The organism is Streptomyces sp. CO7 (assembly GCF_053474865.1).
Genome location: NZ_JBRIOU010000004.1, coordinates 814,544 through 815,124 on the forward strand (window position 1 = coordinate 814,544; position 581 = coordinate 815,124).

The following is a 581-nucleotide window of genomic DNA, read 5'->3' on the forward strand; positions in this document are numbered from 1 at the left end:
GCCTCACGTCCTCACAAGACGGCTCGCTCCACGACAGGTAAGCCCCTCTGGGAAGGGGGCGGGGCGGGGGTCGAACGGTGCTGCCACCGGGCTCAGCCTGCGCCGCGCTGCGGTCAGGGTCCCGTGTGTAAGGTGCCGTCGCCTTGGGCGGGGTGGGGCGAGCCGCTCGCCGCGGAGGCCGGGGCCTGCGCCCGCCCGTGCCGCCCCCTGGGCGGCCCAGCCGCCCGCAGGATGGCAGGCACGGCCACCCGCAAGGGGTGGCAGACACGGGGCCGCCCGTCGGGAGGACGAGCGCGGCCGCGCGCAAAGGGGTGGCAGGCACGGCCGCCCGCAGCAGTGGCAGGCTCGGCCGCCCGCAAGGGGGTGGAAGGCCCAGCTGCCCGCAGCAATGTCAGGCGGTGCCGCCCGCAACGGGGTGACAGGCTCGGCCGCCCGCAGGGGGGTGGAAGGCTCGGCCGCACGCAGCAAAGTGAGGCGCTGCCGCTCGTGGGAACGGCAACGGGTGCGCTGACCGTCGCGCGAAGGCGGCGGTCCGGGGCACGGGGGGTCAGGTGAGGCCGAGGCTTTCGAAGCGCCAGCGG